The following is a 24069-nucleotide window of genomic DNA, read 5'->3' as shown; positions in this document are numbered from 1 at the left end:
ACGGCTTCCGGCCGCCTCCCCGCGGAGGCGCCAGGTCGAATCGAAGGACGCACAGGTCCTCCGGCCGGGGCCGGTATTCGGGCTGATGGACGAGCGCACCGTGCCGGCTGCGCGCCTACTGTCCGTCGCTTCCCAGGCCGGCACGCGCCGGCCCAGTGCCATTGACGGAGGTCGTTTCCATTCACCGCTGCGGGGCAGCTCCGGAATGGGCAGGCGCTTGCGGCGCCGGCCTTCACCGGATTCCCGTTTAAATCCATCCCTTCATCCGAATGAAGCGATGGATACCTTCGGCGAGCGCACGATAGGCCGGATGCGGCGGTTGGTCAAGCGCCAAGTGAATTTGCGGGCGGGCATCGGCAGCGTTCATGGCGAACGTGTAAGCTATTGATCCCAAAGCCAATGCTCTGACGCTTCCGCCGCAAGCGGGAGCGCAGCACCGCCGCGCCCGATGACGCTTCCGCTTCCTGCTTCCGACCTGTCCGCGGCCTACGCCGCCTCCCTGCGCCTGTCCGTCGCGCCGATGATGGACTGGACCGACCGCCATTGCCGCGTGTTCCACCGGCTGCTGGCGCCGTCGGCGCGCCTGTACACCGAGATGGTGCATGCCAATGCGGTGGTGCTGGGCGATCGCGCGCGGCTGCTGGGCTTCGATGCGGTCGAGCATCCGTTGGCGCTGCAACTCGGCGGCAGCGATCCGGCGCTGCTGGCGCAGGCGGCGCGGATCGGCCAGGAGTGGGGCTACGACGAGATCAATCTCAACTGCGGTTGCCCGTCCGACCGGGTCCAGGCCGGGCGCTTCGGCGCCTGCCTGATGCGCGAGCCGGCGCTGGTCGCCGAGTGCGTGGCGGCGATGGTGCAGGCGGTGGACATCCCGGTCACGGTGAAGTGCCGGCTGGGCGTGGACCAGGATGACGACTACGAGGTCTTCCTCGCTTTCGTCGATCAGGTCGCCGCCGCCGGCTGCGGGCTGTTCGTGGTGCATGCGCGCAACGCATGGCTGCAGGGCCTGTCGCCGAAGGAGAACCGCGAGGTGCCGCCGCTGCGCTACGACTGGGCCTACCGGCTCAAGCGCGAGCGCCCACAGCTGCAGATCGTGCTCAACGGCGGGCTGGCCGACGTGGACACGGCGCGGGCGCAGCTGCAGTCGGTCGATGGGGTGATGCTGGGTCGCGCGGCCTACCACGATCCCTACGTGCTGCACCGGCTGGATGCGGCCCTGACCGGCGCCGCGCCGCGGCCGCGTGCCGAGTTGCTGCGCGCGCTCCAGCCGTATGTCCAGGCGCGCCTGGCCGACGGCGTTGCGCTCAAGCACATCGCCCGCCACCTGCTCGGCCTGTTCCACGGCCAGCCCGGTGGCCGCGCGTTCCGCCAGGTGCTCAGCGAGGGCGCGCACCGGCCGGGCGCGGACTGGGCGCTAGTGGAACAGGCGTTGCTCATGACCACGGGGACACCGCAGGTCGCAGCGTAGCGATGTCCGGAGGGGCGCCATTCGTCCGCGCTCCGCTCCCGGGTCCCCAACGCAAGCTGTCCTGACAGACGCTGCACCTCCCTTTTGGATGCGCGTTCAGTTACTTTGTTCAGCTTCCTGCGGCAGCCGGTCCAATACCAGCAGGAGCGGCAGACCCTTGCCGAGGCGGGGCTGAGGGGTGCCGACAAGCGCCCGCCGGCGCGGCAGCGGGAGTTCATTTCACTGAACGAAGGCGGCCGCGGCAGGAAAAGTTCAGATCGGATTCACCCCGAAAAATCAAGAATTTGGCTCGATTTTGCGAAATCGCTGCCCCGCCGCCAGGTGTCGCGTTTCACAACTTTTGAACGTTTCCGATCAGTCCGTTAGGATGCCACCTCGTGACCTCGCCCACTCTCCGCCGCTGCCGTACCACTGCCGTGATCGCACTCGCGCTCATGGCGGCCGGCCATGGCTGGGCGCAGCAGCCGGGTCCGCCGGGTCCGCCAGGGGGGCCGCCGATGGCGCCGGCCCGCGAGGCGCCCCGGGCGCGCGACTACAACGGCAGTTCGCTGTCCGATGCGGTGCGCCGGGTGCAGCGGTCTACCGGTGGACAGATCCTCGGTGCCGAGCGCGTGCCGTTCGACGGGCGCGACATCAATCGCGTCAAGTACATGGATGGCCGCGGCCGCGTGCGCTACATGGACGATCCGCAGCCTGGCCGCGCCACGCCGCCGCGCGTGCCGCGCCCGAGCGATGCGCAGGAACCACCACGCGGCGATAACCCCTGAGCCCGGATAGTCTGGTTCAGCTTGTCATACACACTGCCCCGGCCGCCGGCCATCTGTAAGTAACTAGGGAGAGTTCATGCGTATCCTTCTGGTCGAAGACGAAGCTCCGCTGCGAGAGACCCTGGCTGCTCGCCTGAAGCGCGAAGGCTTTGCGGTGGATGCGGCGCAGGACGGCGAGGAAGGCCTGTACATGGGCCGCGAAGTGCCGTTCGACGTGGGCATCATCGATCTCGGCTTGCCGAAGATGTCGGGCATGGAGCTGATCAAGGCGCTGCGCGACGAAGGCAAGAAGTTCCCGGTGCTGATCCTCACCGCGCGTTCCAGCTGGCAGGACAAGGTCGAGGGCCTGAAGCAGGGCGCCGACGACTATCTGGTCAAGCCGTTCCACGTCGAGGAGTTGCTGGCGCGGGTCAACGCGCTGCTGCGCCGCGCCGCGGGCTGGAGCAAGCCGACCCTGGAATGCGGGCCGGTGGCACTGGATCTGGCGGCGCAGACGGTCAGCGTCAGCGGCAGCAACGTCGATCTGACCAGCTACGAATACAAGGTGCTCGAGTACCTGATGATGCATGCCGGCGAACTGGTCTCCAAGGCCGACCTCACCGAGCACATCTACCAGCAGGACTTCGATCGCGACTCCAACGTGCTGGAAGTGTTCATCGGCCGTTTGCGCAAGAAGCTGGATCCGGACGGCGAACTGAAGCCGATCGAGACCGTGCGCGGTCGCGGTTACCGGTTCGCGATCCCGCGCACCGAAGGCTGATCCCACGCGCCTGCGACGAGCAACCGAAGGACGCGACAGCGTGGCGGCACGGCCCAAGTGGTACAAGCGCTGGCGCCCGCGTTCGTTGCAGGCGCGCCAGTTGCTGGCCGCCAGCCTGAGCCTGGTGGCGTTCCTGGCCGCGGCCGGCTATGCGCTGGACCAGGCCTTCGCCGACACCGCGCTGAGCAACCTGCGCGAGCGCCTGAAGAGCTACGCCACCGCCTACGCCAACAACGTCGACGTGGCGCGCGACGGCTCGCTGTACATCAACAACGACAAGCCGCCGCCGGATCCGCATTTCGACCGGCCGGGCAGCGGCCTGTACGCGCAGATCGTGATGCCCAACGAACGCTGGATCTCGATGTCCAGCGAGGGCCCGCTGCCGCCCAGGGGCGGCATGCTCGAACCGCGCCAGGAAACCTTCGACGGCCCCTGGCCGATGACCCAGATCGACGGCAGCGAAGGCGAGGTCTACCGCTACGGCATCGGCCTGGCCTACGTGCGCCGCGACAAGGAAACCCCGGTCACCATCTACATCATGGAGGACACCCGCGCGCTGGGTGCGCAACTGCGCGTGTTCCGCGGCCGGGTGTGGTTCAACCTCGGCGGCGCCGGGTTGATCCTGCTGCTGCTGCAGGCCTTCATTCTGCAATGGAGCCTGCGCCCGCTGCGACGCGTGATCAACGAACTGACCAAGGTGCAGCGCGGCGAAGCGGTGCGCATGGGCGACCGGCATCCGCGCGAGCTGGAACCGCTGACCGACAGCATCAACGCCTTCATCGAGAGCGAGCGCGAGAATCTGGACCGCCAGCGCAACACCCTGGCCGACCTGGCGCACAGCCTGAAGACGCCGTTGGCGGTCTTGCGCACCCAGCTCGACAGCGGCAACGACGGCCCGGAGCTGCGCGAGGAGCTGGATGCGCAGTTGCGGCGCATGAACAACCTGGTGACCTACCAGCTCAGCCGCGCCGCTTCCAGCGGTCACAAGCTGTTCTCCGCGCCGTTGCCGATCGAACCCAATGCCGAAGAGATCGTGCGCGGCCTGGAGAAGGTGTACGCGGCCAAGGGCGTGCTGTGCGAGTTCGACATCGAGCCGAGCGCGCGCTTCCACGGCGAACCCGGCGACCTGCAGGAACTGCTCGGCAACCTGCTCGAGAACGCCTTCAAGTGGGCGCGGCGGCGGGTGCTGCTGAGCGTGCGTCCGGCGCCGGCGGCCGGCAGCCGCCGCGCCGGCCTGGTGATGTCGGTGGAGGACGATGGCCCCGGCATCGCACCGGAGGAAGTCGCGCACATCCTGCAGCGCGGCGTGCGCGGCGACGAACGCGTGCATGGCCACGGCATCGGCCTGGCCATCGTGCAGGACCTGGTCAAGGGCTATCGCGGCGAACTGCAGGTAAGCCGTTCCGAGGAACTGGGCGGCGCGCGCTTTCTGGTGACCATGCCGCCGGGCCTCTAGCAGCCAGTCCGTGCGCTGCAGGTGAATCCCGCGCAAACGCCGCGGCGGTTTCCGACATCGGCTTAACGTCCGCGCCAGGCAGGCGCGGATACTGCGCGAGTCGTCACACCCGGTTTTTCCGTTCAAGGAGCGCCGCATGCCCGAGCCCCGGCATCGTCCCGTATCGCGTCTGCGCGTGCATGGGCGCCGCGCGTTGCGCAACACGCAGCGGCTGTTGCTCTCGCTGTTGCTGGTGCTGTTCACCGTCGGCGCCATCGCCGGCAGCCAGAAGGTGCTGGAACGCGACGATGCGCGCTGGCTGCAATCGATGACCACTGGCCTGGACAGCGCCAGCGTATCGCAGCTGCAGCACGACGGGCGCAAGCGCTTCCTGCGCGATCAGTTGCAGGCCTCCAGCGGCGACGCCGCCCTGCCTGCCGCGGTGCGCACGCAACTGGACGGCTACGAGGCCTTGCATACGCCGGTGCAGGAGCTGCTCAAGCAACTGGACGCGCGCCAGCAGTACATCAAGGCGATGCCCGACGGCGAGGCCAAGGTCGCCGCGAAGAAGGCCTTGCAGCAGCGCGCCGATGCGTTGCTGGCGCAGGCGCGGCAGGCGCAGCTGCTACGCGCGGTGTATTCGCGCGACCAGCTGCGCGAGCAGATGGTGTGGTTCTGGCTCAACCATTTCAGCGTGTTCGCCGACAAGGGCCGCCTGCACTGGACCGTCGCCGACTACACCGACAACGCGATCCGCCCGCACGCGCTGGGCAAGTTCTCCGACCTGGTGATGGCGACGCTGCAGAGCCCGGCCATGCTCGAATATCTGGACAACGCGCAGAACGCCAAGGGCAAGGTCAACGAGAACTACGCGCGCGAACTGATGGAGTTGCACACGCTGGGCGTGGACGGCGGCTACAGCCAGCACGACGTGCAGCAACTGGCGCTGATCCTGACCGGTGTCGGCATCGCTCCGCCCAACCGCGACGCGCCGCCGAAACTGCCGCCGCCGCAGCAGGCGCACTACCTGCGTCGCGGCGCGTTCGAATTCAATCCGGCGCGGCACCAGCCCGGCGACAAGACCCTGCTCGGCCAGCGCATCGCCGGCGGCGGTTTCGACGAGGTCGAGCGCGCGGTGCAGTTGATCGTGCGCCAGCCGGCATGCGCGCATTTCGTGTCGCGGCGCCTGGCCGAATATTTCGTCGCCGACGATCCGCCGCCGGCGCTGGTTGAGAAGATGGCGCGCACCTTCCAGCGCAGCGATGGCGATATCGCCGACGTGCTGCAGGTGATGTTCACCGCGCCGGAAATGGCCGCCGGTGCGCCGCACAAGTTCAAGGATCCGTACCGCTTCCTGGTGTCGTCGCTGCGCCTGGCCTACGACGGGCAGACCCTCGTCAATCCGCAGCCGCTGCTGGGCTGGCTGAGCCAGATGGGCGAACCGACCTATGGGCGCATCACCCCCGACGGCTGGCCGCTGCAGTCCAGCGCCTGGAACAGTTCCGGGCAGATGGCGCAGCGTTTCGAGATCGCGCGCGCGATCGGCGGCGGCAACACCCAGTTGTTCACCCGCGACGGACAGCAGCGCGGCGGTTTTCCGCAGCTGACCACGCCGCTGTACTACCAGGCGATCGAGCCGCAGCTCGGCGAGGCGACCCGCCAGGCGCTGGCGCAGGCGCGTTCGCAGCAGGAATGGAATGCGTTCCTGCTGGCATCGCCCGACTTCAACTATCGCTGATCCGGTCCATAGCGCTGGGTGCGGCGATCACCGCTGCGTCCTGCGATCACGGAGGTCCTCCATGCACCGTCGCCAGTTCCTGTTCGCCTCCGCCGCCGCGGCCGCCAGCCTGCCGTTCGCCGGGCGCCTGTTCGCCGCGCCGGCGCCCTCGCCACGCTTGCTGGTGGTGTTCCTGCGCGGCGGCTACGACAGCAACAACCTTTTGATTCCCTACGCCAGCGATTTCTACTACGCGTCGCGGCCGACCCTGGCGATCGCGCGGCCGGATCCGGCCAACCCCAACAGCGCCATCGCGCTGGATGCGCAGTGGGGGTTGAACCCGCGGCTGCGCGACACCTTGCTGCCGCTGTGGAACGACAAGCAACTGGCGTTCGTGCCGTTCGCCGGCACCGACGACCTGTCGCGCAGCCATTTCGAGACCCAGGACAGCATCGAAGCCGGGCAGCCGGCCGGGCAACGCAGCGACTACCGCTCCGGGTTCCTGGCACGGCTGTCGCAGGTGACCACCGGCACACCGGCGATCGCCTTCACCGATTCGCTGCCGCTGAGCTTCCAGGGCGGCGGCGACATTCCCAACCTGTCGCTCAAGCGCAATCCCACCCCGGCCTTCGATCAGCGCCAGGCGGGGATCCTGGCGCAGATGTACCAGGGCACGCCGCTGGCCAGCGCCGCGCAAGAGGGCCTGGCGCTGCGCCAGCAGGTCTCGCAGGCGTTGCAGGACGAGATGCAGCAGGCCAACCGCGGCGCCGCCAGCGCGCGCACCTTCGCCGACGAGACCCGGCGCATCGCCACGCTGATGCGCGAGCGCTACCGGCTCGGCTTCGTCGATGTCGGCGGCTGGGACACACACGTCAACCAGGGCAGCACCGACGGTACGCTGGCGACCAATCTCGGCAACCTGTCCGAAGGCCTGGCCGCCTATGCCGAGGCGCTGGGGCCGGAATGGCGCAACACCGTGGTGGTGGTGCTGTCCGAGTTCGGCCGGACCTTCCGCGAGAACGGCGACAAGGGCACCGACCACGGCCACGGCACCACGTACTGGGTGATGGGCGGCGCGGTCAACGGCGGCCGCATCGCCGGCGAGCAGGTCGCGGTGAGCAAGGACAAGCTGTTCCAGGATCGCGACTACCCGGTGCTGACCAACTACCGCGACCTGTTCGCCGGCCTGCTGAGCCGCATGTGGGGCCTGTCGCCGGCGCAGCTGCAGAACGTGTTCCCGCATGCGCATGCGCGGGATCTGCAGCTGGTGTGAGCTGTGCTGTGGCATCGCCGCACGAGCGGCGGCGCGATGGCTGGGTGCCCTGTAGGAGGAGCTTCAGCCCCGACAGACAATGTCCGGAGCCGGTACAGGTCCCGACTTCGTTCGTCGCGGCTGAAGCCGCTCCTACAAGGGACTAGCGGCCAGCCAGCTTGGGGGCTGTAGGAGGGGCTTCAGCCCCGACAGATAGTGTCCGAAGCCGGCGCAGTCTCCGACTTCGTTCGTCGCGGCTGAAGCCGCTCCTACAAGGGACTAGCGGCCAGCCAGCTGGGTGCCCTGTAGGAGGGGCTTCAGCCCCGACAGATAGTGTCCGAAGCCGGCGCAGTCTCCGACTTCGTTCGTCGCGGCTGAAGCCGCTCCTACAAGGGACTAGCGGCCAGCCAGCTGGGTGCCCTGTAGGAGGGGCTTCAGCCCCGACAGATAGTGTCGGAAGCCGGTGCAGTCTCCGACTTCGTTCGTCGCGGCTGAAGCCGCTCCTACAGGGACTTGCGGCTAGTGTGCTGGTGCACTGTAGGAGGGGCTTCAGCCCCGACAGACAGCGTCCGGAGCCGGTGCAGTTCCCGACTTCGTTCGTCGCGGCTGAAGTCGCTCCTACAAGGGACTAGCGGCCAGCCAGCTGGGTCTCTGTAGGAGGGGCTTCAGCCCCGACAGACAGTGTCCGGAGCCGGTGCAGTTCCCGTCTTCGCTCGTCGCGGTTGAAGCCGCTCCTGCAGCAAGACATTCGTCATGCCGCGATCGCCGCCTGCGCGCCTCTCACGCCGCGCGCCTACGCGCCAGCGAACGGGGAGCGGCCGTAGAACCGCGTCAGATGCGCGGCCACGTCCGGCATCTCGCGCTGCAGCCGCTCCGGCGCGGAGAAATGGTATTCGCTGACCACCGCGAAGAATTCTTCCGGCGCCTCGGCGGCGTAGGCGTCGATCTCGCTGCCGCGGCCGCGGTCCACGCGCTTGCAGAACGCGTCGTAGCTGCGCTGGAAATCCGCGGCCCAGCGCCGCTGCCAGTCGCGCGGCAGCGGCGGCGTGCCGTCCAGTGCGCCATCGAGCACGTCGAGCTTGTGCGCCATCTCGTGCACCGCCACGCAGTAGCCGGCATGCGGGTCGTCCAGGTCGGCCTGCACATCGGCCCAGGACAGGATCAACGGGCCGCTGTCCCAGGATTCGCCGATCAGCTCGTCTTCCCACTCGTGCAGCACGCCGGCCGCATCGACATGGCTGCGCTGCACGCGGAACGCGTCCGGATACACCAGCAATTGCGACCAGCCGCGCAGGCCCTCGGCACCGAACTCCAGCAACGGCAGGCAGCACAGCGCCGCCAGCACGGTGCGCTGCGCCGCATCCAGGGTCAGCCCGTCCAGCGGCGAGATGGTCTTCTGCTGAAGGAATTGCGCAGCCAGCGTACGCAGCCGCTGCTCGCGTTCCGCATCCAGTGCCGCCACCCACGCGCAGCGCTGTCGCACCAGCTGCCAGGTCGCATCGTCGATCGCAACAGGCGCCGGCAGCAGCCAGCGCAACCAGCGTGGGATCAGCGGAACATCCCCGGCAGGAAGCTGTGCCACTTGGGCATGCGCAGGCGCGGCACCAGGTCGCTGTCGCTGCCGCCGCCGCTCGGTGCCGCCGGCTTGGCCGCCGCGGCGGGCGGACGCGCCGTCGAGGCCGGGCGTGCCTGGGCGGCGTCCGCGTCGGTGTTGTCGGCGTAGACGCAGTCGTTGCGCTGCTTGCTCACCAGCGCTTCGGACGCGTGGACGGCGGCCAGCGGGAGCAACAGCAGGATCAGGCACGGCAGGGAGCGGCGCATCGTCGGCATCCAGGGCGAACGGCGGTGAATCGCGATTCTAACGCGGTTTTCACCCGGTGCAGGGCCGGCGCTGGGCGCGGGGACGGCGCTTCCCGCATAATTTTCCGATTCGAGGCGATGGAATCGGCGTGGACGAGCGCGAACTACTGGCCCGGCTCAGCCAGGGCCGCCTTTCCGGCGACGCCCTGGCGCGGTCGTTCGGGCTGACCCGGGCCGCGGTGTGGAAGCGCATCCAGGGCCTGCGCGCGGCCGGGGTGGAGATCGACGGCCGCGCCGGCGAGGGCTACGGGCTGGCACGGCCGCTGGAATTGCTCGAGGCCGAGCGTATCCACGCGGCGCTGGCGCCGGCCGCCCGCGACGAGCTGGCCGGGCTGGAGATCGCCTGGAGCCTGGCCTCGAGCAACAGCACCCTGCTGGCGCGGCCGGCGCCGGCGCGCGGCAGCGCCGTGCTGCTGGCCGAGCGCCAGACTGGCGGCCGCGGCCGCCGCGGGCGGGTCTGGGCCTCGCCGCTGGCGGCGCACCTGTACCTGTCGGTGGCGCGCGGCTTCGACGGCGGGCTGGGGCGGCTGGGCGGACTGAGCCTGGCCGCCGGCGTCGCCGTGGCCGAGGCGCTGCGCGCGGCCGGCTTCGCCACGGTCGGGCTGAAATGGCCGAACGACCTGCTCGCCGACGGACACAAGCTCGGCGGCTTGCTGGTCGAAGGTGGCGGCGAATTCGCCGGGCCGGCGCGCGCGGTGATCGGCCTGGGACTCAACGTGCGCATGCCCGCGGCCAGCGCCGCGAGCATCGGCCAGCCGTGGACCGACCTGGCCACGCTGGCCGGCGCCGACGCCGAGGTCTCGCGCAACGCGATCGCCGCGATGGTGCTGTCGCATCTGCTGCCGGCGCTGGCGCTGTTCGACGCGCAGGGCCTGGCGCCGTTCCTGCCGCGCTACGCCGCGCTGGACCTGCTCGCCGGGCGCGCGATCCGCATCGACGAGGGCGGCGTCGCGCGCGAGGGCGTGGCGCTGGGCCTGGCCGAGGACGGCGCGCTGCGGGTCGCCTTCGCCGACGGCGAGCGGCCGCTGCACGCCGGCGAAGTCAGCGTGAGGCCGGCATGAGCGACTGGTTGTTCGACCTGGGCAATTCGCGCTTCAAGTTCGCCGCGCTGGAACGCGGCCGCGCCGCCGCGGTGCAGGCCTGGCCGCACGGCGCCGAAGCGATGGACGCGGCCGCGGTGGCGGCGCTGCCGCGCGGCGACACCGCCTATGTCGCCAGCGTCGCCGCGCCGGCACTGACCGCGACCGTGCTGGATGCCCTGCGCGCCCGCTTCGCGCAGGTGCGGGTGGCGCGCACCGAGGCGGTCTGCGCCGGCGTGCGCATCGCCTATGCGCAACCGCACAAGTTCGGCGTGGACCGCTTCCTGGCGCTGCTCGCCGCGCACGGCGACGGCGACGTGCTGGTGGTCGGGGTCGGCACCGCGCTGACCCTGGACCTGCTCGATCGCGACGGCCTGCACCACGGCGGGCGCATCGCGCCGTCGCCGACCACGATGCGCCAGGCCCTGCAGCAGCGCGCGGCGCAACTGCCGGCCGAGGGCGGCGACTATCGCGAGTTCGCCGCCGATACCGCCGATGCGCTGGCTTCCGGCTGCGACGGCGCGGCGCTGGCGCTGATCGAACGCAGCCTGCAGCAGGGCGAGGCGCTGCTGGCGCGGCGGCCGCGGCTGCTGCTGCACGGCGGCGGCGCACCGCCATTGCTGCACGCATTGCCCGCGGCCGAGCAGCGGCCATCGCTGGTGCTGGACGGGCTCGCGCTGTGGGCGCAGGCGCACGCTGCGGCCGGGTCCGCCGGGTAGAATCCGCGCATGCTCGTCCGCGCCCTGCTCGTCGTCCTGACCATCCTCAACCTCGGCGTCGCGCTGTGGTGGGCGACGCAGCCGCAGACCCCGGCGCCGGCACCGATGCCGGCGTTGCCGGCCGGCGTGGCGACGCTGCAATTGGTGCCAGCGTCCGCGGCGGTGCCGCAGGCCGCGTCTCCGGCGCCGGCTGCCTCCGCAGCGGCGCCGACACCAGCGGTCCACACTGCCCCCGTGCCGGACGCTGCCGCTCCGGTCGTCGCTGCGCCGGCTGCGGACGCGCCTGCGACCACCGCAGTGCCCGCCGCCGCAGCGCCGGCCGCCGCCGCTGCGCCGCCGCCGCAGCAGCCCAAAGCGCCCAGCGTCGCAGCGGCTCCCGCCGCCGAGCCTGCCACCGCCCCTGTGTGCCTGAGCCTGGGCCCATATCCGGACCGCGCCGCGGCCGAGACGGCGGCCGCCGCACTCGGTGCCGCACCGCGCCCGCGCCTGCGCGAGGTCGGCGACGGCGACGCCACCAGCTTCCGCGTACTGCTGCCGACCATCGGCGGCGAGGACGGGGTCAAGGCCGCGGTCGATCGCATCGTCGCCGCGGGCATCCGCGACTACTACCCGATCCGCGAGGGCGACGCCGGCAATGCCATCGCCCTGGGCCAGTACCGCAGCCGCGAAGGCGCCGAACGCCGCAAGGCCGAGCTGGCCAAGGCCGGCTTCAACGTCGATCTGATTCCCAGCGGCGGCAGCGGCCAGTCGCGCTGGTGGCTGGACCTGCGGACCGACTCCGCGGCGCAGGCCGCGACGCTGCGCCGGCAACTCGGCGCGCAGCGGCAACGCGCGCTGGACTGCGCCACGCTGCGCTAGAATGCCGCGCTGCGGTTGTTTCGGCCTCGTGCGGCCGGCGGAGCGCAGTCCCGCAGCACCGCCGCGATGTGCCGCAACGGCCTGCCAGCAGGTAGACTGCGACGGCCCGCAGCGCGGGCGCTGCAGTCCTCGTGCCGCTTTAGCTCAGTCGGTAGAGCAACTGATTTGTAATCAGTAGGTCGTCCGTTCGATTCGGACAAGCGGCACCACTCTTCAGTCTTCATGCAGCGCATCGCGCAGGCCCGCGTCACGCTGCGCGCTCCTCGTGTCGGTCTCGTGCGCAAGCACGCTGCAGCGCTGCATTTGCGCGGCCGGCGCACACGGCCGGCGCTCGGCCTGCTGCGCCGCGGCGGGTCGCGCCGCGGGCGGCTCGCTAGACTGGCGCACATTTTTCGCTGGAGCGCGTCCGCATGAATTCCTCTTTTCTGCCGGTGTCCCTGATCGGCGTTCCCACCGACATCGGTGCCGGGCATCGCGGTGCGCGCATGGGGCCGGAGGCGCTGCGCATCGCCGGCCTGCACGAGGCGCTGGCCAATCGCGGCATCGCGGTGCGCGACCTGGGCAACCTCGACGGTCCGCGCAACCCGTGGCAATCCCCGGTCGGCGGCTATCGCCACCTGGACGAAGTGGTGGCCTGGAACCGCGCGCTGATGGAGGCCAGCTACGCCGAGCTGCGCGCCGGGCGCATGCCGATCATGCTCGGCGGCGATCATTGCCTGGGCATCGGCTCGATCACCGCGGTGGCGCGGCATTGCCGCGAGCAGGGGCGCAAGCTGCGGGTGCTGTGGCTGGACGCGCATTCGGACTTCAATACCAGCGAGGTGACCCCGTCGGGCAACGTGCACGGCATGCCGGTGGCCTGCCTGTGCGGGCTGGGGCCGCAGGCGCTGACCGAACTGGGCGGCGCCGCGCCGGCGCTGCGCCCGGAGCAGGTCCGCCAGATCGGCATCCGCTCGGTGGACCCGGACGAGAAGCGGCTGATCAAGCAGCACCGCATCGACGTGTACGACATGCGCTACATCGACGAGATGGGCATGAAGCGGACCATGGAGGCGGCGCTGGACGGGCTGGACGCCGACACCCACCTGCACGTCAGCTTCGACGTGGATTTCCTCGACCCCAGCATCGCTCCCGGCGTCGGCACCACCGTGCCCGGCGGGCCGAATTACCGCGAGGCGCAATTGGTGATGGAGATGATCGCCGACAGCGGACGCATGGGGTCGCTGGACATCGTGGAGCTCAATCCGGTGTTGGACCATCGCAATCTGACCGCCGAGCTGGCGGTGGACCTGGTCGAGAGCCTGTTCGGCAAGTCCACGCTGATGCGCGATTGACGCGGTTTTCGGCGCGAAACTGAATATTGCCACGCTTCATTCACGTGAAATCCACAGTCGTGAAGTCAGATTCACCGCCAGACGGTAGTTCGGCAACGGCTATCGCCGCGACCACCCAGACCCGATCCACTGCGAGGACTCCACGATGAAGCGACTGCTCACCTTGATGATGCTGACCCTGTTCTGCGGGGGCATGCTGACTGGCTGCAACACCATGGCCGGTGCCGGCAAGGACATGCAGAAGGCCGGCGATAAGGTGGAAACCAAGGCCGACGATTGCAAAGACGGCAAGTGCTGATCGATCGTCCGCAGTGGTTTGGCGTTGACCGATTACCCAATGCGTAACCCCGCGCGGCCACCTATGCCGCGTTCCCATGACCAAGAAGGAGTGAGACCTATGAAGCGTACTTTTGCGTGGATGCTGCTGGCGATGTTTTCGGTGGGCCTGCTGTCGGGCTGCAACACGGTTGCCGGTGCCGGCAAGGACGTGAAGAGCGCCGGCGAGAAGGTCGAAGACGCTGCCAAGAACTGAGCCCAGCGCTCGGTGACGAAAGACGGGTCGGCTTGCCGGCCCGTTTTTTTTTGCCGCAAGAATGCAGCCGCTATCGCGCTGAATTGCGCGAAGCCTGGTCCGCAGCGTCAACTAGGACCGTCACTCGCGGCCGCAAGCAGCGGCACCACGACATCGCTGATGGGCGTGGCAACGCCGTGAGCCCGTCCGCGACGCGCGATGACGCCATTGCGGATATCCCATTCCAATGGCCGGCCGGCCTGGCGATCCGTCAGGATCGAAGTGCCCATGTCGGCGGGGGCAGCCTGGAAGTTGTCGAGGATCGCCTGCGGCACATCGTCGCCCAACTCCGCGGCCTCGGCGCGGGCCACGGCCAGACACTCCTGCAGGTAGTCCAGGGTGAGCCTGGAGATGTCTGATCGGCCGAACATGCCCGAGCGGCGCTGCGCGAGCGCCATGAGTCCGGCTGCCGCGTTCTGCAGCAGCTTGCGCCACGCCAGAGATTGGAAGTTCGAGGCCAGATCGACCGAACAGCGCGTGCCTTGCAGCGCCTTCGCCACCACACGGGACGTCAACGTGTCCGGCAGGCTGATGCGCACGTCGCCGCGCAGGTGCACCGACCCGTCGGATTGCATTTGCGCAGGAAACCAGACGACAGCCGGAACGATGTGCCCGCGTGGGCAATGCGGAGTGACGTTCTGCAACTGCTCGACCCCGTTCTGGAGGACGCACACGACGGTGTCCGGGCCACTCAACGCCGCGAGCCATTCCGCGGCCGCGGCGTTCTGTGTCGACTTGACCGCGAGAAAGACCAGGTCGACCGTCCGCTCCATGCGTGCTGGATCAGTCCGCACCGGGCCGGGAACCACGATCACACGCTCGCCATCGCGCAGCGTCAGCCGATCGCGCGGCGTACGGCCGCACAGCAGGGGCGTGCGGCCCACTTCGTGCAGCGCCGCTGCGATGGTGGTGCCGATGGCTCCCGGGCCGAGCACGGCGATTGCTGCATCGCATTGGGTGTTCATTGAAACGGACTCCTTCGCCTAGCTGCGGAGCAGCTGCTCACGCGGTGGTGGTGCTTGCCGCACGACAAGTGTAACGTATTACATATGAAGAAAAACAAATGTAACGCCGTTACGGAGATCGATGCGCGACTGGTGCAGCTGATCGGGAACGTCCAGGCGCGCAGCGGCGATCTCGCCGCGAGCGAAGCCAAAGTCGTCGCGCTGCTGCTTGCCGATCCGTTGTTTGTCGGGGCGAGCACTGCGGCGCAGGTCGCCGCCCGTGCCGGCGTTTCGCCGCCGAGCGTGGTCCGCGCTGCGCGTGCGATCGGGTTCGGCGGATTCGCCGAACTCAAAATGGAGATCGCCCGCGCGCGCGGTACCACCCGCTTCTTCGCGCCGCCTGAAGCGCTCGCCGCGGATGCGAGCTCGGCCGCGGTGCTGGAGGCCTGCGCCCGCGCAGGCAGCGAAGCCTTGACCGCGCTCGGCGGGGCGGTCGAACTCGCTGCGTTCGACAGGGCGGTCGAGACGCTTCTGTCTGCCCGCCAAGTGATCGTGTTCGGTGCCGGTCCGTCGGCGACGGTCGCTGCGGACGCGGTTTTCCGCCTGCGTGCGGTGGGCGTGACCACCATCGGCATCGCGGACTATCTGTCGGCGATGATCGCAACGCGGCTGCTGGGCCCGGAAGATGCCGTCATCGCCGTCAGTTCGACCGGGCGCACCTCGAGCACGCTCGCCATCGCGGATGCGGCGTCCTCCGCCGGAGCTTCGCTCATTGCGGTCACCAATCAGTACGGCACACCGCTGGCGAACCTGGCGGACACCGCGCTCGTGGTGGGCGGCGCGCCGTTGCCGGGGCAGATGGCTGCAGCGGCGAGCCGCCTGGCCCAGCTCGTCGTCGTCGACGCGCTGGCCGCCTCCCTGGCACTGCGCGACCCGGAGCGCAGCCGTCGGGCGGAACGGGCCGGCATGGACCTGCCTGATATCACCTGATGCAGCCTGGCGCCATTGCACTGGTCCTCGCGGCAGCGGTCGCACATGCGGCATGGAACCTGGCTTCGAAGTACAAGCGCGGCGATACGTTGCTGTTCGTCTTCGCGTCTACCTGCGCCGCAGCGCTGCTCTATGTTCCGATCAGCCTCGTCTTCATCGCCAATGCGCAGCAAGCGCTCGACTGGCGACTCGTGGTGGGCGCCGCGGTCTCGGCGGTGTTGCATATCGCGTACTCCATGACGTTGCAGGCCGGCTACGACCGTGCCGAGTTCGGCGTGGTCTACCCGATCGCGCGCGGCACGGGGCCGTTGCTGACCATGCTCTTCGCCGTCCTTTTCCTGCGAGAGCATCTCACCACGATCGCAACGTTCGGCGCGCTCCTTGTCGTGGCCGGCATCCTGGTCGTCAGCGGCAATCCGTTCAAAAGCGGGAGCCGCCGTCCGCTGCATGGACTGCGCTGGGGCGCCGCGACGGGCGCCACCATCGCCAGCTACACCCTCTGGGACAGCTATGCGGTCACTTCTCTGCAACTGGCGCCTGTGAGCTACTACGCCGCCACTCTGCTGTTGCAGAGTCTGATCCTGGTCCCGAGCGCGCTGCGCCGACGGCATCGGATCCGGGCTGCCATCCGCACCGACGCCGTGCCGATCCTCATCGTGGCCGTGTTCTCGCCATTGGCCTACATCCTTGTGCTCACCGCGATGAAGAGCGCGCCGGTGGCGCTGGTCGCGCCCTTGCGCGAGTCTTCCGTCGTCATCGGCTCGCTGCTCGCGTGCACACTCTTTCGCGAGGATCATCTCGCGCGGCGCATCGCCGGCGCCGTGGTGGTGCTGGCCGGGATCGCGGCGATAGGGTTCTGACCGCGGCGCGAAGCGTCGCAATCGGCTGCCGATGCCCGGTTGTGGCTTCTTTGTTCTGTATGGAATGAGAAACCGTGGACGATGACGGTTTGGCATTCCGTCCTGGTTTGGCCGACAAGCCCGCGATAAACGCTTCATCGTGCTCATGCGCCGTTGACGGCGCATTGATCGATCGGCAACGGTGCAGGCGCAATGCTGTGCGCGCGGTGCAATCGCCGCCCACCTCCAACGAGAGCGATGCTATGAACAAAGACATCATTTCCGGCAAGTGGACCCAGCTCAAGGGCAAGATCAAGGCGCAGTGGGGCGACCTGACCGACGACGATTTCGACGTGGCCACCGGCAATGCGCAGTACCTGTCGGGCAAGCTGCAGGAACGCTACGGCTGGGATCGCGACCGCGCCGAGAAGGAAGTGCGCACCTTCCAGGACGGCCTGGGCAAGGAATACCGAGACTGAGGCAGAGTCGATGCGCTCTACGCAGAAACGGGCCGCGATGCGGCCCGTTTGTTTTTGCGCGGTCGTGCAGGCTCAGCGCGCCGGCGGATCCGGCACGAAGTCGCCGGGGAAGGCCTGCGGGACGTCGGCCACGCGCGGGTAGGGGCGCGGCCGCGGGATCACCCCGCGCGCGATCAGCCGCGCATGGCTGTCGTAGCGCAGCTGCAGGCGCTGCCGCGGCACATCGCTGGCGCGTTCGAACTCGGTGACGCTGGACGGCGACCATTCGCGTTCGCCATGGCCGGTGCCCAGGCGCTGCATCTTGCCCTGCGCCGCGTCGCTTTCCTGCGCGCGTGCGGCGGCTGCGGGCGCGGGCGCCACCGGCGCCGCAGCGCGCTCGCCGTACCGCTCCTCGCTGTCCTGCTCGACGCTCGCCTGCGGCACGATCGTCGGCGCTTCCTCGAACACCGCCATGCCGATCACGCCGACGTTGTCGGGGCGGCCGGTGCGCGCGGCGTAGCTGTCGGCAAGGTCGGTGAACACGAACTGCGCGATCTCGCGCTGCGACTTGCGCCAGCCGGCGATCTCGGTGCTCTGCCATGGCGCCAGCACGTAGCCGCGCTGGTCGCTGGCTGCGGTCTGGCCGCTGACCGCGTTGACCCCATCCACCGACAGCACCGCCAGCACGCGGCGGCCGCTGCGGTTGGTCAGGCGCAGCGCATAGCGGTGGCCGGGCGCGGCGGCGATCCAGCGCTGGCCGCGCTGCACGTACTGCGGCAGATCGGCGCCGTCGGCGTCGCGGTCGATCACGCTCAGCTCCACCAGCGGGGCGGACGCGGGCGGCACGGGGTAGGGGCGGAAACCGCACAACAGGCCGATGCACAGCAAGGCGATCGAGATCGGGCCGATCGGGCGGGTCGAAAAAAACAGGTGGGCGGGCTTGCGCATCACGGCGACTCCACGGAAGGGACCTGCTGTTGAACGCGCCATGCGCCGGAACGGGGTTGCCGCGCAGCGGTTAAACTCGCCGGGTTTTCTTCTGGCCGTCGATTCCCCGCATGACCACCCGCGTTCTTACCGGCATCACCACCTCCGGCACCCCGCACCTGGGCAACTACGTCGGCGCGATCCGCCCGGCGCTGCAGGCCAGCCTGCGCCCCGGCATCGAGAGCTTCTATTTCCTGGCCGACCTGCACAGCCTGATCAAGGCGCAGGACCCGGCGCGCACCCAGCGCTCGACCCTGGAGATCGCCGCCTCGTGGCTGGCGGCCGGGCTGGATCCGTCGAAGGTGTGGTTCTACCGCCAGTCGGACGTGCCGGAAACCAACGAGCTGACCTGGTTCCTGACCTGCGTCGCCGGCAAGGGCATCCTCAACCGCGCCCACGCCTACAAGGCGGCGGTGGACAAGAACCGCGCCGACGGCGAGGACGACGATGCCGGGGTCAGCGCGGGGCTGTTCATGTACCCGGTGCTGATGGCCGCCGACATCCTGCTGTTCAACGCGCAGCAGGTGCCGGTGGGCCGCGACCAGATCCAGCACATCGAGATGGCGCGCGATTTCGGCCAGCGTTTCAACCACGTCTACGGCCGCGACTATTTCACCCTGCCCGAAGCGCTGATCGACGAGAACGTGGCCACCTTGCCCGGCTTGGACGGGCGCAAGATGAGCAAGAGCTACGACAACACGATTCCGTTGTTCGCCCCGCGCGAGGAACTGAAGAAGCGGGTGTTCTCCATCGTCACCGATTCGCGCGCGCCGGGCGAGCCGAAGGACACCGAGGGCTCGGCGCTGTTCCAGCTGTACCAGGCCTTCGCCAGCGACGAGGAGACCGCCGCGTTCGCGCAGGCCTTCGCCGGCGGCATCGGCTGGGGCGAGGCCAAGCAGCAGCTGTTCGCGCGCATCGATGCGGAGATCGCGCCGATGCGCGAGCGCTACGAGGCGCTGATGGCGCGGCCGGGCGACATCGAGGCGATCCTGCGCGACAACGCGCAGCGCCTGCGCGCGCGCTATGCCACGCCGTTCCTGGCCGAACTGCGGCATGCGGTGGGCCTGCGCGACCTGTCGCTGCGCGAGGCCGGGCACGCCGATGCCGCCGCGGCCAGGCAGGCGCTGCCGAGCTTCAAGCAGTACCGCGAAGGCGACGGCCGCTTCTACTTCAAGCTGCTCGACGGCGAAGGCGCGCTGCTGCTGCAGAGCGGCGGTTTCGCGTCGCCGCGCGACGCCGGGCGCGTGATCGGCGCGCTCAAGCAGGCCGATCGCGCCGATGCGCTGCAGACCGCAGAATTCAGTCTGGCGGTGCCCGCCGAGGCCGTGCTGGCCGCGCTGCAGCGGCTGCGCGACGCGGGCTGAACGCAGTGCACGGCGAAGCACTCCTGTAGGAGGGGCTTCAGCCCCGACCGGGCATTACCGGTAACGCCCGGTCGGGGCTGAAGCCCCTCCTACAGAGAAGCGGGCGGCAGCGCGAGCCGCGTGCGAACCGGGTCGTCGGCCTGGCCACCGCTCCGCGCAGGGCTGGCAACCGCCTCCATACGGCCTAGAATGGAGGCTCGCCCAGCCACCGCCTTGCGCAATGCCACGCGACCCCAGCATCCATCTCATCGACACCGGCTTCCAGCGCGCGCAGTTCGATGCGTCCTACCTGATCGTGGAAAAAGGGCGTGGCGCGTTCGTCGATTGCGGCACCAGCCACTCGCTGCCGGCCATGCTGGCCGCGCTCGACGGCGCCGGCCTGGCGCCGGGCGACGTGGACTGGCTGATCCTGACCCACGTCCACCTGGACCACGCCGGCGGCGCCGGCGCGTTGCTGCAGCAGCTGCCGAACGCGCGCCTGCTGGTGCATCCGCGCGGCGCGCCGCACATGATCGATCCGGCGCGGCTGATCGCCGGCGCCACCGCGGTGTACGGCGCGGCCGAGATCGCGCGCAGCTACGGCACGATCGTGCCGGTGCCGGCCGAGCGCGTCGTCGTCGCCGAGGACGGCCATCGGCTGTGGCTGGGCGAGCGCGAACTGCTGTGCATCGATACGCCCGGCCACGCGCGCCATCATCTGTGCGTATGGGACGCGCGCAGCCGCAGCTGGTTCACTGGCGACACCTTCGGCCTGTCGTACCGCGAACTGGACAGCGCGCAGGGCGCGTTCGTGATCCCGACCTCCTCGCCGGTGCAGTTCGATCCGGAAGCGATGCGCGCCTCGATCCAGCGCATGCTCGGCCATGCGCCGGAGACGCTGTATCTGACCCACTACGGCCCGGTCGGCGCGGCGGACACGCTGGCGGCGGAGCTGTTCGAGCAACTCGACGCGATGGTGGCGATCGCGCGCGGTTGCGACGGGCGTTCCGATCGCCATCGCTGCCTGGTCGCCGCGCTGAGCGCGCTGTACCTGGAGCGCGCGCGGCTGCATGGCTGCCCGCTCGACGATGCCGGCGTGGAGCGGGTGTTGCAGATGGATATCGAGCTCAATGCGCAGGGCCTGGGCTGCTGGCTGGATCGGTGAGGGGCCGGGATTCGGGATTGGGGAATCGGGAATGGGAAAAGCGGTGTGTCTGCGTATCTCGCATCTCGATCCACCTCATTGCTGTTTCGTGACGGTGTCACGCTCTACACTGTGCGGCCCGCTGTTTTCCAGGTCGTTGCCGTGAATCCGATGCGTATGTTGCTGCTGTCCGCCTGCCTGTTCATGGGGGGCGCCGCGCAGGCGGCCAACGAGGCGCTGCCCGGCGGCGGCATCGATGCCGAAGCGCTGGAGCGGCATGTGCGCACGCTGGCGTCCGATGCGTTCGAGGGCCGTGCGCCGGCCACGCCGGGCGAGGACAAGACCATCGCCTATCTCAGCGAACAGTTCCGCCTGGCCGGCGTGCAACCGGCGGGCGACGACGGCGGCTGGACCCAGGCGGTGCCGCTGGTGCGCGCGCAGGTCGACGGACCGGTGACGGCGACGCTGCGTGTGGCCGGCGCCTCGCAGGCGCTGGTCAACGGCGAGGACGTGGTGCTGCAGAGCCTGCGTCCCGGCAGCAAGGTGGCGCTGAAGGACGCGCCGCTGGTGTTCGTCGGTTACGGCATCCACGCGCCGGAGCGCGGCTGGGACGACTACAAGGGCGTGGACCTGAAGGGCAAGATCGCGGTGATGCTGATCAACGACGCCGACTTCGAGACGCCGCAGCCCGGCGCCTTCGACGGCCGTGCGGTCACCTACTACGGGCGCTGGACCTACAAGTACGAGGAAGCCGCGCGGCAGGGCGCGGCCGGCGTGCTGATCGTGCACGAGACCGCGCCGGCGGCGTACGGCTGGGCCACGGTGAAGAGTTCCGGGCTGTCGCCGCTGTTCGACATCGAGCGCAGCGACGCGCAGGCGCGCGCGCAGCACGTGCCGGTACGCGGCTGGATGCAGCGCGCGCTGGCGGTGTCGCTGTTCCAGCGCGCCGGGCTGGATTTCGAGGCGGAGAAGCAGCGCGCGCAGCGCGCCGACTTCCGCCCGCAGGCGCTGGGCGATGCGGCGCTGTCGGTGCGCTTCGCGCTCAAGCGCGAGCGCGTGGTCACCCACAACGTGGTGGCCAAGCTGGAAGGCGCCACGCATCCCGAGGAGACCATCATCTACTCGGCGCACTGGGACGCGTTCGGCATCGGTGCGGCCGACGCCAGCGGAGATCGCATCCGCCGCGGCGCGATCGACAACGCCACCGGCGTGGCCAGCGTGCTGGAGCTGGCGCGGGTCTTCGCCGCCGGGCCGCGGCCGCAGCGCACGCTGTATTTCATCGCGCTCACCGCCGAGGAGAAGGGCCTGCTCGGCGCGACCTACTACGCCGCGCATCCGCTGGCACCGCTGGCGACCACCGTGGCGGTGATCAACAGCGAGATGTTCAGCCCCGACGGCGCCACCCGCGACATCGCCTCGTGGGGCCGCGGGCGGGTGTCGCTGGAGCGCGACCTGGCCGCCGCGGCGCAGGCGCGCGGCCGCGCCTATTCGCCGGATCCGAACCTGGAGGCGGGCTTCTTCTATCGCGCCGACCATTTCGCCTTCGCCCGCGCCGGCGTGCCGGCGATCACCGTGGGGCCTGGCTTGGACAAGCTGGACGGCGGCGTGGCCGCCGGCAAGGCGATCCGCGACCGCTATTTCGTCGACTGCTACCACCAGCCCTGCGATCGCTGGAGCGCGTCCTGGGATCCGGCCGGGCATGCCGCCGACACGCTGCTGCTGTACGACCTGGGTCAGCGCCTGGCCGACAGCCGCGAATGGCCGCGCTGGGACGACGGTTCTGAGTTCAAGCCGGCGCGCGATGCGAGCGAGGCGGCGCGGCGCTGAGGGGGGCGCCCGCCATGCCGCTCCGCACCTGGCGCGCAACGGCTCGACGACCTTCCTTGGCGGCGGCATTGGAGCGAGGGCGAAGCTTGGCATGGCGGCCGTCACCTCGACGTTCGCCGCGGTAGACGCGCTGTCGCATTCCCCCGCCCTGGACCTGGCGCCCGTCACGATCGCCGACGTCGGGCACGCGGCGGTCTTCCTGATGACCCATCCCTATGTCCCCGGAAGCGTCCTCGAAGTCTCCGGTGGAGCGTTGCTGGTCGACGGGCTGTTCTGACCGACATCCCAGGATGGGCCGTTGTCACACCCAGGCGGCGCCGAAACCACTACGATTCCTCGCGCCACCTGGACGCGAGGAATCATGCAGATGAAGACGCTGGCAAATGCGGTTCTGCTCGGAGTCCTACTGACGAGTGTCGCGCACGCGCAGACCAACGCAGGCAATCAGAAGCCCGACCCTGAGCTCCCTTTCAACGTCACCAAGGTGGCCACCTTCGATCTGCCCTGGCGCATCGCGTTCCTGCCCGATGGCCGCATGCTGATCACCGAGAAGGTCGGTCGCGTGCAGTTGGTGACTCCGCAAGGCGCCAAGACCGAGCTCAAGGGCGTGCCGGCCAGTTACGTTGAAGGCCAGAACGGCATGCTGGGCGTGTTCGTGTCGCCCCACTACGCCATCGACAAGAGTGTGTACCTGACGTATGTGGCACCCGGCGACTACGGCGGCGGCCTGGCCATGGGCCGAGGCAGACTGGTGGTGGAGGGCAACGAGGCCCGGCTGGACAACTTCAAGGTGCTATGGCGCCAGATGCCCACGGGCAAGGGCGGCCAGGCCGGCGCGCAGATCGCCTTTTCGCCGGATGGCCAGTATCTGTTCCTCACGGTGGGCGATCGCCAGCGCTTCACGCCGGCACAGGATCTCAATCAACCAGTGGGCAAGATCCTGCGGTTGACGCTGGACGGCAAGCCCGCGCCGGGAAACCCGTGGGCAGGCAGGGGCGGTGCGCGCACCATCCCGCTGATCGATCCGGCGGCCGATACCGAGGCGGCCAAGACGGCGCCGGTAGTCAGCACCTATACGTTCCCCAACGCCAACCTCACGCCGGCCGAAACCTGGTCCATCGGCCACCGCACCCCCTACGGCCTCGCCTTCGGGCCTGACGGTCGGCTGTGGGAGCTTGAGCACGGTCCCCTCGGCGGCGACGAACTGAACCTGATCCAGCGCGGCAAGAACTACGGGTGGCCGCTGGTTTCGTATGGCGTCAATTACAACGGCGTGCCGATTCCCAAACCCGATACGCGGCCCGATCTTGCCAAGCCGGCGATCTATTGGGTACCGGTGATCGCGCCCGGCAACCTGATGTTCTACAAGGGCAGCCTGTTTCCGCAGTGGAAGGGCAGCGCGTTGATCAGCGGCCTGGTCAGCCAGGGCATCATCCGCGTCACTGTCGATAGCAAGGGCGGCGCCACCGCGGTCAATCGCTGGAGCATCGGCAAGCGCATCCGCGATATCGAGGAGGCGCCGGATGGCTCGCTGTGGTTGCTGGAAGACGCCAAGCCCGGTGGCCTGTTCCGGCTCACACCGAAGTAGGCGCACTGGCGGTGTTCCTGGCGCTATCGGGCTCCCGCTGGGTTGCGAACCGCCGTCATGCGGAAGGTGATCGACCGGTGCCAGACCGTGTCCGGAGCCGGCGCAGTTTCCGGCTTCGCTGGTCGCGGC

At 69.4% G+C, this 24069-nt stretch carries 24 protein-coding genes, 1 tRNA gene and 1 riboswitch; of the genes, 21 read left to right on the top strand and 4 right to left on the bottom strand.

The window, feature by feature from the left end; genetic code table 11:
- Positions 1-50: 50 nt before the first annotated feature.
- Positions 51-304: riboswitch (cobalamin riboswitch) on the bottom strand.
- A gap of 144 nt (positions 305-448) precedes the next feature.
- The 6 genes from dusA to AB8810_RS22405 all read left to right on the top strand — a co-directional run bounded on the left by dusA (position 449) and on the right by AB8810_RS22405 (position 7420).
- On the top strand, positions 449-1468 hold the full coding sequence (gene dusA, locus AB8810_RS22430; RefSeq protein ID WP_369914946.1) for a tRNA dihydrouridine(20/20a) synthase DusA: 1020 nt from the start codon (positions 449-451) through the stop codon (positions 1466-1468).
- 434 nt (positions 1469-1902) lie between these two features.
- Positions 1903-2235 carry a hypothetical protein gene (locus AB8810_RS22425; RefSeq protein ID WP_369916706.1) on the top strand — a complete coding sequence of 111 codons (333 nt, stop codon included), beginning with the start codon at positions 1903-1905 and terminating at the stop codon, positions 2233-2235.
- Positions 2236-2311: 76 nt separating this feature from the next.
- Positions 2312-2995, top strand: coding sequence for a response regulator transcription factor (locus AB8810_RS22420; protein WP_003469280.1), 684 nt, complete (start codon positions 2312-2314; stop codon positions 2993-2995).
- An 85-nt stretch (positions 2996-3080) separates the two neighbouring features.
- Positions 3081-4451, top strand: coding sequence for a sensor histidine kinase (locus AB8810_RS22415; protein WP_179570531.1), 1371 nt, complete (start codon positions 3081-3083; stop codon positions 4449-4451).
- Positions 4452-4587: 136 nt separating this feature from the next.
- A complete protein-coding gene (locus AB8810_RS22410; protein ID WP_369914944.1) occupies positions 4588-6168 on the top strand; it encodes a DUF1800 domain-containing protein in 1581 nt (526 codons plus the stop codon).
- Between the two features lie 61 nt (positions 6169-6229).
- Entirely contained in the window at positions 6230-7420 is a 1191-nt protein-coding gene (locus tag AB8810_RS22405) for a DUF1501 domain-containing protein (protein ID WP_369914942.1), read from the top strand.
- Positions 7421-8192: 772 nt separating this feature from the next.
- Here the strand turns inward: AB8810_RS22405 and AB8810_RS22400 are convergent.
- Complete coding sequence (locus AB8810_RS22400; protein WP_369914941.1) at positions 8193-8981, bottom strand: zinc-dependent peptidase; 789 nt, start codon at positions 8979-8981, stop codon at positions 8193-8195.
- The gene (locus AB8810_RS22395; protein ID WP_179569585.1) at positions 8948-9220 is read right to left on the bottom strand and encodes a hypothetical protein; all 273 of its coding nucleotides are present in this window, start codon (positions 9218-9220) and stop codon (positions 8948-8950) included. Before AB8810_RS22395 ends, AB8810_RS22400 begins: the two co-directional genes overlap by 34 nt.
- A gap of 128 nt (positions 9221-9348) precedes the next feature.
- Between AB8810_RS22395 and birA the strand changes: the two genes are divergently transcribed.
- From birA to AB8810_RS22360, 7 genes are all read left to right on the top strand, one after another.
- Entirely contained in the window at positions 9349-10320 is a 972-nt protein-coding gene (gene birA, locus AB8810_RS22390) for a bifunctional biotin--[acetyl-CoA-carboxylase] ligase/biotin operon repressor BirA (RefSeq protein WP_369914940.1), read from the top strand.
- The gene (locus AB8810_RS22385) at positions 10317-11057 is read left to right on the top strand and encodes a type III pantothenate kinase (RefSeq protein WP_191826899.1); all 741 of its coding nucleotides are present in this window, start codon (positions 10317-10319) and stop codon (positions 11055-11057) included. Before birA ends, AB8810_RS22385 begins: the two co-directional genes overlap by 4 nt.
- 9 nt (positions 11058-11066) lie before the next feature.
- Positions 11067-11915: an SPOR domain-containing protein gene (locus tag AB8810_RS22380; RefSeq protein ID WP_369914939.1), complete on the top strand. Its 849-nt coding sequence runs from the start codon at positions 11067-11069 to the stop codon at positions 11913-11915.
- Positions 11916-12048: 133 nt separating this feature from the next.
- Positions 12049-12124: transfer RNA gene (locus AB8810_RS22375), tRNA-Thr, on the top strand.
- Positions 12125-12325: 201 nt separating this feature from the next.
- Complete coding sequence (gene rocF, locus AB8810_RS22370) at positions 12326-13249, top strand: arginase (protein WP_369914938.1); 924 nt, start codon at positions 12326-12328, stop codon at positions 13247-13249.
- 145 nt (positions 13250-13394) lie between these two features.
- The gene (locus tag AB8810_RS22365; protein WP_179569575.1) at positions 13395-13547 is read left to right on the top strand and encodes an entericidin A/B family lipoprotein; all 153 of its coding nucleotides are present in this window, start codon (positions 13395-13397) and stop codon (positions 13545-13547) included.
- 99 nt (positions 13548-13646) lie between these two features.
- Positions 13647-13781: an entericidin A/B family lipoprotein gene (locus AB8810_RS22360; RefSeq protein ID WP_003469322.1), complete on the top strand. Its 135-nt coding sequence runs from the start codon at positions 13647-13649 to the stop codon at positions 13779-13781.
- A 107-nt stretch (positions 13782-13888) separates the two neighbouring features.
- On the opposite strand, the gene AB8810_RS22355 is transcribed toward AB8810_RS22360, so the two are convergent.
- Positions 13889-14785, bottom strand: coding sequence for an oxidoreductase (locus tag AB8810_RS22355; RefSeq protein ID WP_369914937.1), 897 nt, complete (start codon positions 14783-14785; stop codon positions 13889-13891).
- 84 nt (positions 14786-14869) lie between these two features.
- Between AB8810_RS22355 and AB8810_RS22350 the strand changes: the two genes are divergently transcribed.
- The 3 genes from AB8810_RS22350 (at position 14870) to AB8810_RS22340 (ending at position 17072) form a co-directional block, all read left to right on the top strand.
- Positions 14870-15754, top strand: a complete 885-nt coding sequence (locus AB8810_RS22350; RefSeq protein WP_369914936.1) for a MurR/RpiR family transcriptional regulator — start codon at positions 14870-14872, stop codon at positions 15752-15754.
- A complete protein-coding gene (locus AB8810_RS22345; RefSeq protein WP_206259569.1) occupies positions 15754-16614 on the top strand; it encodes a DMT family transporter in 861 nt (286 codons plus the stop codon). The genes AB8810_RS22350 and AB8810_RS22345 overlap by 1 nt, the downstream gene beginning before the upstream one ends.
- Positions 16615-16856: 242 nt before the next feature.
- The gene (locus AB8810_RS22340; RefSeq protein ID WP_009574162.1) at positions 16857-17072 is read left to right on the top strand and encodes a CsbD family protein; all 216 of its coding nucleotides are present in this window, start codon (positions 16857-16859) and stop codon (positions 17070-17072) included.
- A 72-nt stretch (positions 17073-17144) separates the two neighbouring features.
- Here AB8810_RS22340 and AB8810_RS22335 read toward each other — a convergent pair whose 3' ends face one another.
- Positions 17145-17999 (bottom strand): hypothetical protein, encoded by an 855-nt coding sequence (locus tag AB8810_RS22335; protein WP_369914935.1) that lies wholly within the window; start codon positions 17997-17999, stop codon positions 17145-17147.
- Between the two features lie 110 nt (positions 18000-18109).
- On the opposite strand from AB8810_RS22335, the gene AB8810_RS22330 reads away from it, so the two are divergent.
- The 5 genes from AB8810_RS22330 to AB8810_RS22310 all read left to right on the top strand — a co-directional run bounded on the left by AB8810_RS22330 (position 18110) and on the right by AB8810_RS22310 (position 23940).
- Entirely contained in the window at positions 18110-19402 is a 1293-nt protein-coding gene (locus tag AB8810_RS22330) for a tryptophan--tRNA ligase (protein ID WP_179569565.1), read from the top strand.
- A gap of 220 nt (positions 19403-19622) precedes the next feature.
- Positions 19623-20546, top strand: coding sequence for an MBL fold metallo-hydrolase (locus tag AB8810_RS22325; RefSeq protein WP_369914934.1), 924 nt, complete (start codon positions 19623-19625; stop codon positions 20544-20546).
- Positions 20547-20696: 150 nt separating this feature from the next.
- Positions 20697-22352: a M28 family metallopeptidase gene (locus tag AB8810_RS22320; RefSeq protein ID WP_369916705.1), complete on the top strand. Its 1656-nt coding sequence runs from the start codon at positions 20697-20699 to the stop codon at positions 22350-22352.
- 91 nt (positions 22353-22443) lie between these two features.
- Positions 22444-22629 carry a hypothetical protein gene (locus AB8810_RS22315; RefSeq protein WP_369914933.1) on the top strand — a complete coding sequence of 62 codons (186 nt, stop codon included), beginning with the start codon at positions 22444-22446 and terminating at the stop codon, positions 22627-22629.
- A 90-nt stretch (positions 22630-22719) separates the two neighbouring features.
- The gene (locus AB8810_RS22310; RefSeq protein WP_369914932.1) at positions 22720-23940 is read left to right on the top strand and encodes a PQQ-dependent sugar dehydrogenase; all 1221 of its coding nucleotides are present in this window, start codon (positions 22720-22722) and stop codon (positions 23938-23940) included.
- Positions 23941-24069: the final 129 nt, after the last annotated feature.

Origin of the sequence: Xanthomonas sp. NCPPB 3005, assembly GCF_041228095.2 — a bacterium.
GTDB classification, from domain to species: Bacteria; Pseudomonadota; Gammaproteobacteria; order Xanthomonadales; family Xanthomonadaceae; genus Xanthomonas_A; species Xanthomonas_A bonasiae.
Note: the sequence above shows the minus strand (reverse complement) of the source record. Positions and strands in the feature narration are given on the sequence as shown.